Consider the following 7170-nt stretch of genomic DNA (forward strand, 5'->3'; position numbering starts at 1 on the left):
TCGCGCTGACCTGCGTTTGCAGGCAGCGCTTTTTTTCGTGTAAAACACGCTGAAACGCTTACCTATCAAGCGCAGACAGCTATCAATTCAAAAGGAAAATCGCGGGCATGAGCTGGTTGGTCGGACTGGGTATCTTGTTGGTGGCAGCCTTGCTGCTATGGGCTTTTTCGGCGCTGTTCATCAGCATGCTCGCCGGCCTGGCGGTCAGCGCCCTGCTCTGGCAGCCGCTGCGCTGGTGGCGCCGCAGACAGTTGCTGAGCGAGCTGGAGCAGAACCCGGCCCTCGATATCCAGCAGCAGGCACACCGGCACCCGGCCCTGTTCCGCGTGCTGTCTGCCGCCGTGGTGCTGTCGGGCTGCCTGGTCATGCTGGTCACCCTGGTGCAACTGCCTGAGGATCTTTACTCGCCGCAGATACTGTCCCTGGGCAGCGGGCTGGCCTTTCTGGTTGCCGCCAGCACGCTGATCAAGCTCATGGGTCATCTCGTCAGCGAGGGCGAAGACGCGGCGGCCGGCTGGTCGCTGGCCGCCGGCATCGTGCCCATGCTGTCGCTGGTGGCGCTGATGTTCGTCGCGCCCAATACCGCAGGCTGTATCGCCTGGCGCGACCAGTGGCGCGGCTATGCCAGCACCCAGCTGCGCGTGCCGCTCAAGGCTGACGATGCCGAGCACCGCCAGGCTCTGCTGCAACTGGTGCAGCCCTTGCTGCAGCAAGGCAGCCGCATCATCAGCCACCGCGAGCGCTCACGCAACGGCAGCAGCTACACCCTGCTGTCTGCGGTACCGGCTTTCTATCGCTTTCACGAAGGCGCGCTGGAGCTGCAACTCGCGGGACTGATGCCTGATCAGCAGCTGCAAAGACACCAGACGGTGCTGAATCTGGTGGCCAACGGCGACGTACCCAGTGCGAGCTTGCTGGCCTATGCACAATGCCAGCCTTCGCTCGAAAAAATGGCGCGCAGTCGTCTGCTGAGCCAGGGGCGGGATCTGATGCAGCAGATGCGGACCTGCCTGCGAAGCAAGGAGGCATCGCTGCGCTCCACCATGCAGCTGCTGCAAGGGCAACTGGAGCCCGCACAGGTTCAAGCCACCTGGTTCAACCCCAAGCGCAGCAACTGGCTGCAATGGGCAGGCTGGAAAGCCGCAGAGCTGCCCCAGGACGAGGAGTTGCAGGAGCTGGACATGCTGCGCTGAACCCCGGCTGCGCCACTAGAGCGGCAGCACATCCAGCCACTGGCCGGGCTCCAGCCCCTCGATCGAGTAAGGCCCCACGGCCATGCGCACCAGGCGAAGCGTGGGATGGCCGACGGCAGCCGTCATGCGGCGCACCTGACGGTTCCTGCCCTCGCGGATGATGAGCTCGATCCAGCAATCGGGAATGTTCTGGCGCACGCGAATCGGCGGGTTGCGCGGCCACATGCCGGGCTGGGGTTCTATCAGGCGGGCCCTCGCGGGCAGGGTCTTGCCGTCGCTCAATTCGACGCCATCGCGCAGGCGCTGCAGCGCGGCTTCGTCGGGCACGCCTTCGACCTGCACCCAGTAGGTCTTCTCCATCTTGTGGCGCGGGTCGGCAATGCGGGCCTGCAACTGGCCGTCATTGGTCAGCAGCAGCAGACCTTCGCTGTCGGCATCGAGCCGGCCCGCCACATAGACGCCGGGCACATCGATCCAGTCCTTGAGGCCCTGCCATTTGCCCTCGGGCGTGAACTGGCTGAGCACTCCATAGGGCTTGTGAAAGCACAGCAGGCGCGTGTGCTCGGGCCGGGACACGGGCTGGCGCACCGCAGTGCTGCGGCGCAAGTCGCTGGAGCGATTGGAAGAGAACGGGCGAGGCATGGTTGCGAGCTTAGCAACAAAGGCCGGGACTGACATCAAGTATCAAAAAGCCTTGTATCGCTTACTGGACATACGAATACAGCTATCAGTTTTGAAAATCCGGAAAAGCCGCCCCCAGCAGCGGCTGCGGATACACCTCACGCACGCAATCCAACCAGGCCTGGGCCGCGCGCGACAGGTAGCCGGGCCGCCACATCAGCGCCACATCCCAGGGGATCTCGGGCTCCACCAGGGGTCGGCTGGCCACGCGCTGCGGGTCGTAGCGCGCGATGACATGCTCGAACATCACGGCCACGCCCACCTGGGCCGCGACCAGATGGCCGATGAAGTCCCAGTAGCGTGTCTGCAGCTTGACCTGGGGCGTGAAGCCCGCCGCCTCGCATTGCTGCAGCACATGCTCGTGCAGTGCAAAGTCCGAGGTATAGAGCACAAACGGCAGGTCGCGCAGATCACTCCAGCGCATGGGCTGGCAGGGGTCAGCCACCTGCTGGGCAGGCAGCACCACGCGCGTCTTCTGGCGCGCCACCGTATAGCGTTCCAGCGCCGGATCGGGGGCCGCGAACAGGCCCAGCGCCATGTCCAGCTTGCCCTCCTGGATCAGCTGGTACTGGGCGCGCGCGCCCTGCTCGTTCACCTGCAGATTCACGCCCGGATAGCGCTGCTGGAACAGTGCGATCACCGGCGCCATGTAGTGCCCCGTGGTGGGCATGATGCCCAGGGACAGCTCGCCGCGCGTGATGTGGTCCACCTCGGCCACCTGACGGCGCAGCAGCTGGGCCTGCCCCAGAATCTCCAGCCCGCGGTCATAGACCACCTGACCTGCGTCGGTCAGCTGCACGCCCCGGCCTTCGCGCAGCAGCAGGCGGCCACCGAATTCGTCCTCCAGTGCCTTGACCATCTTGCTGATGGTTGGCTGGGTCACATGCAAGGCGTCAGCCGCGCGGGTAAAGCCGTTCTGGCGCACGACCTCGATGAAGTAACGCAGGGCACGCAGGTCCATGACAATTCCTTTTATGCATGGAAAAAATGAGAATAAGTCATTTTATGAATATAGGTGAAAACCCTAGAATCACATTCATGTCACAGATTCCGGAAGCTGCCACCCCTCGCGCCCAGGGCGGCAGCCATTCTTTTGCCCAGACTCTCTTGCAACTGCTCAAGGCCGTGCTGCAAGTGTGCCTGCTCAGCGCCATCTGGATTGCCATGGATGTGCTGCGCCAGCATTTCGGCTGGAGCATGCCGGCCGGCCTGATCGGTTTCGGCCTGCTTGCGGTGGGGCTGTTCTCGGGCCTGGTCAAGGCCCGCTGGCTGCAAAGCGGCACCAACTGGCTGCTGGCCGAGATGCTGCTGTTCTTTGTGCCCGCCATGCTGGTGGTCACCGAATACCCCGATCTGATCCGCCATCAGGGCCTGCGCATCCTGGCCGTCATCGTGGCCAGCACGGCCTGTGTGATGGCAGTGACCGCGCTGGCGGTCGATCGCGTCTACCGCTTCGAGCTGTGGCTGGCCAGGCGCAAGTCCGGCCGCGAAGCCGGCAAGGAGTAAGCCATGCTGTCGAATGAAGTCATCGGTCTGCTCTCGCTGCTGACCACCGTTGCCTGTTACTGGGTCAACAAACGCCTGTACCGCAAGCATCCCCACCCGCTGCTGATGCCCATCGTTGCCACGCCCATGGTGCTGATCGGCCTGTCGCTGCTGACCCATGTCAGCTACCCCCAATACATTGCCCAGACGCACTGGCTGGTCTGGCTGCTGGGCCCCACCACCGTGGCCTTTGCGCTGCCGCTGTACGAAAACCGCAAGCTGCTGCGCAAGCACTGGATGTCGATTGCCACTGGCGTGGTCGTGGCCAGCCTGGTGTCCATCTCCACCACCATTGCGTTTGCCGATATGTTCGGCCTGTCCGAGGCGCTGCAAAAAGGCCTGGCCGTGCGCAGCATCACGACACCGTTTGCGATCGAGGCCGAGAAAGTGCTGGGCGGCCCCACCGATCTGGCGGCCCTGTTCGTGCTGCTGACCGGTGTCAGCGCCATGCTGCTGGGCGAGACCGTGCTGCGTGTGCTGCCCCGCATCCGCAGCAAGCTGGCCACGGGCGCCAGCTGGGGCGGAGCCGCCCATGGCAGCGGCGTGGCCCGCGCGCGCCAGGCCGGCGAGGTGCAGGCCGTGATGGCATCGCTGGTGATGATGATTGCCGGTGCCGTCAACGTGCTGGCCGCCCCCTGGGTGCGCACATTGTTTTTCTGAGCGGCGCTTGGGGACTGGCTCCGGCAAGCGCCGCTCTCAGCGCACCGGAATGGCGATCGGGCGAAGCGGCGCGGCGTCGCCGCCGCGGATCTTGAGCGGCCCTCCGATGAAGGCGAACTCATAGACCTTATCGCGCGAGAGTGCGTCCAGGGCCACCAGCTCCATGATGGGTATGCCTTGCTGGGCCAGCAGATAGCTGTGCAGCGGCACATAGTCGTCGTCCACCTCGGAGGGGAAGGTCTCCAGGCTCAGATTGTCAGCGCCGACGATCATGGCACCCGCATCCTCGGCCAGAAAGCGGGCCGCATCCAGGCCCAGCCCTGGCGGCTTGACCATGTAAGCCTGGGGCTGCTCGTAGAGCTTCATGCGGCCCGTGCGAATCAGCACGATATCGCCCTTTTGCAGCGTCACGTTCTGGCGGGCCAGCGCCTCCTTGAGATCCTGGCGCGTGATCCGGTACTGGTCGGGCAGCATGTCGACGCCCTTGGCCGCAGCCACGTCAATCAGCACGCCGCGCGCCACCAGTGGCGGGAATTTCTCTATGCCCGTGCGCTGCCAGCCGCGGTCGCCCAGATGCTCGTCGGCGCTGAAGCCGTTCCATATCCTGCCGCGTATGCCGAAGTGGTTGAGTGCGTCGATGTGCGTGCCCGTATGGCTGTACATGGAGAAAGCCGTTCCCGTGTAGCTGCGCGTGGCATTCATGCTCTTGCCCACGTTCATGGGGTCGTCCACCACGGTGCCGCGTGGCGTGTGCGTCATCCAGAACTGGTAGTGCGGATCGCCGGCGTCCTGCCAGCTCGGCATGCCCACGTAGTACTCGGTGGCGAGGTCATAGACCTGGCCGCCTGTGATGCGCTGCAGGATGGCGGCGCGCGAGGCAGGCGTGATCAGATTCAGGCGGCCGATCTCGTCGCCCGGACCCCAGAGGCTGGTGCCCACATCCTGGCCGGAACCGGCCGGGAGCGTGTGGCCACCGTGGGCATGAGCCAGGCCGGAAAACGCTGCTGCCATCGCAAGCAACAGGGAGGGCAAGTGCCGGACACGGGCGCGGGAAGAGAAGTTCATGAGTGTTTCCTAGGAAGCGGTGCACCTTGCGGCGCGAGTGAGAAAGTGAGAGGAAATGGCTTAGCCCACCAGGGCGCGCAGCCGCTCGCGCAGCAGGTCCAGGGGCTGGGTCTGCAGCGGTGGCAGCCCCTGGGCGATCAAGGTGGGAATGCTGCGCAGGCCCAGGTGCTGAGCCAGTGCGAGGTCCTGGTGAACCATGTTCAAGGCCTCGGCACTTTCCATGCAGCGTGCAAAAGCATTGCGCTCGAAGCCGGTGTGCGTGGCGATGTCCAGCAGCACCTCGGCGTCGCCTATGTTGCGATGGGCACTCATATGGGCGTGCTGTATGGCATCGAACAGATTCCAGTGAGCCTCGTCGCCCTCGAGCATCTGGGCAGCCTGGCAGGCCAGTGCGCCAGCCAGGCCGCTGGGGTACTCGAAGCTTTCGCGGCGCATGCCTTCGATGTCGATGCGCTGGGTGTCGTCATGCTGCGCGCAGGCCTCCCAGTGCCCGAGAATGGTTTGCTTGGCCTGCTCCATGGAACCAAACCTAGCCACCATTTCGGCGCGGGAGGCTTGCAGCACAAAGCTGCGCTGACGTACGCGCAGACCAAGCTCGCGGGCCACCTGGCGCAGGCGCGGCGACATCACATAGCACCAGCCGCAAACCACGTCGTGGAAGAAATCGATGACGGGAGCTGCCTGCGCTGCCACGGACAGGACCGGGTCAGAGGCTGGATGGGCTGCGACCTGCGCGGGCAGAGCGCAGGAAAAATCATGGCATTGCGTCATGCTTGTGTCCTTCATGGCTGATGGACAGCAAGCGTAGGGCGCAGGCCTCGCAGGAGTAAGAGGCCTGCGCTTGAGAGACTCTTAATCCGGCGTCAAGAATCGCTGCCCATCTCCGCAGGCAGCTCTTCTGCCAGAAAGTCCACAAAGGCGCGCACCTTGGGCAGCAGGTGGCGTTGCGTGGGATAGACCACGTAGACATGGCGTGGCGGCTCTGCCCAGTCTTGCAGGCTCAATGCCTCCAGCTGGCCCTGAGCGATGGCGGGCCGGGCCAGAAAGGACGGCAGTGCACCGATGCCGAGGCCGGCCACCAGCAGCTGCCGCAACATCAGGCTGTTGTTGACGCTGGCGCGTGCGTCACCCGGTGCCTGCAGGCCGTCATCGGCCTGAGCCAGGCTGTAATTCAGCAGTGCATGGCCACGCAGTGTGGCCACGCTGTCAGGGCGGCCGTGTTGCTGCAGGTAGGCCGGCGACGCGCACAACATTTGCGACAGCGAGGCCAGACGCCGCGCAATCAGCGATGAGTCCGCCAGTTCGGCGCTCAGGCGTATGGAGACATCGAATCCCTGGCCCACGGCGTCCACCAGCCGGTCTTCCATGGACAGATCGATCTGCAATTGCGGATGGCGCTGCATGAAGCGCGCCAGCAGCGGCGCCAGCGTGCTCAGCGCAAACGACAGCGGCGCGTTCACGCACAGCCGCCCGGTCACCTGCTGGGACTGCGCCCGCACCGACTGCTCCAGCATGTCAAAGCCATCGAGCAGCCGACAGCATTCGGCGTAGTAGGCCCGGCCGGTATCGGTCAGGCTCATGCGGCGCGTGGTGCGCTGGATCAGCACCGCACCCAGCTGTGCTTCCAGCGCGCGCAACTGCTTGCTGAGGGCCGCCGAGGAAAGATCGAGTGCATCGGCTGCCCTGGCGATGCTGCCCAGTTCGACAATGCGCCTGAAGGCGCGCAAAGGGGTGAGCGAATCCATGGAAGAGAAGAGCGAAAAACTGGGCCGCAGCGTAGCAGCTTTCGCTGCAGGGCCGACGCGACCGGGGCGGGCTCGCTCTTCTTCTGAAACGTGGACTGCTCAAGGCCTGCCGCGGGCTCGAGCGGTCCCAAGCATCACGCCAGCGTATAGGCCGTCTTCACCGTGGTGTAGAACTCCTGGGCATAGCGACCCTGCTCGCGCGGGCCGTAGCTGCTGCCCTTGCGCCCGCCAAACGGCACGTGGTAGTCCACACCCGCTGTGGGCAGGTTGACCATGACCAT

The 7170-nt window shown here is 64.7% G+C and carries 9 protein-coding genes; 3 read left to right on the forward strand and 6 right to left on the reverse strand.

Annotation, left to right across the window (positions count from 1 at the left end; translation table 11 throughout):
• The first annotated feature begins 107 nt into the window (after nucleotides 1-107).
• The gene (locus tag ACLBXN_RS23500; RefSeq protein WP_447613749.1) at nucleotides 108-1193 is read left to right on the forward strand and encodes a hypothetical protein; all 1086 of its coding nucleotides are present in this window, start codon (nucleotides 108-110) and stop codon (nucleotides 1191-1193) included.
• A 15-nt stretch (nucleotides 1194-1208) separates the two neighbouring features.
• Here the strand turns inward: ACLBXN_RS23500 and ACLBXN_RS23505 are convergent, their stop codons facing one another.
• On the reverse strand, nucleotides 1209-1871 hold the full coding sequence (locus ACLBXN_RS23505; protein WP_447613750.1) for a pseudouridine synthase: 663 nt from the start codon (nucleotides 1869-1871) through the stop codon (nucleotides 1209-1211).
• Between the two features lie 49 nt (nucleotides 1872-1920).
• Nucleotides 1921-2835 carry a LysR family transcriptional regulator gene (locus ACLBXN_RS23510; protein ID WP_447613751.1) on the reverse strand — a complete coding sequence of 305 codons (915 nt, stop codon included), beginning with the start codon at nucleotides 2833-2835 and terminating at the stop codon, nucleotides 1921-1923.
• A gap of 77 nt (nucleotides 2836-2912) precedes the next feature.
• Between ACLBXN_RS23510 and ACLBXN_RS23515 the strand changes: the two genes are divergently transcribed.
• Both ACLBXN_RS23515 and ACLBXN_RS23520 read left to right on the forward strand, forming a co-directional pair.
• On the forward strand, nucleotides 2913-3380 hold the full coding sequence (locus ACLBXN_RS23515; RefSeq protein WP_447613752.1) for a CidA/LrgA family protein: 468 nt from the start codon (nucleotides 2913-2915) through the stop codon (nucleotides 3378-3380).
• Nucleotides 3381-3383: 3 nt separating this feature from the next.
• Entirely contained in the window at nucleotides 3384-4079 is a 696-nt protein-coding gene (locus tag ACLBXN_RS23520) for an LrgB family protein (protein WP_059441595.1), read from the forward strand.
• A 36-nt stretch (nucleotides 4080-4115) separates the two neighbouring features.
• Here the strand turns inward: ACLBXN_RS23520 and ACLBXN_RS23525 are convergent, their stop codons facing one another.
• The 4 genes from ACLBXN_RS23525 to ACLBXN_RS23540 form a co-directional block, all read right to left on the reverse strand.
• On the reverse strand, nucleotides 4116-5144 hold the full coding sequence (locus tag ACLBXN_RS23525) for a cyclase family protein (protein WP_447613753.1): 1029 nt from the start codon (nucleotides 5142-5144) through the stop codon (nucleotides 4116-4118).
• A gap of 60 nt (nucleotides 5145-5204) precedes the next feature.
• Nucleotides 5205-5915: a DsbA family oxidoreductase gene (locus ACLBXN_RS23530; RefSeq protein ID WP_447613754.1), complete on the reverse strand. Its 711-nt coding sequence runs from the start codon at nucleotides 5913-5915 to the stop codon at nucleotides 5205-5207.
• Between the two features lie 92 nt (nucleotides 5916-6007).
• Nucleotides 6008-6889 carry a LysR family transcriptional regulator gene (locus ACLBXN_RS23535; protein ID WP_447613755.1) on the reverse strand — a complete coding sequence of 294 codons (882 nt, stop codon included), beginning with the start codon at nucleotides 6887-6889 and terminating at the stop codon, nucleotides 6008-6010.
• Between the two features lie 134 nt (nucleotides 6890-7023).
• The coding region (locus ACLBXN_RS23540) for an aldehyde dehydrogenase family protein (RefSeq protein ID WP_447613676.1) at nucleotides 7024-7170 on the reverse strand (147 nt) is incomplete at its 5' end.

It is taken from the genome of Comamonas sp. C24C (assembly GCF_053345995.1).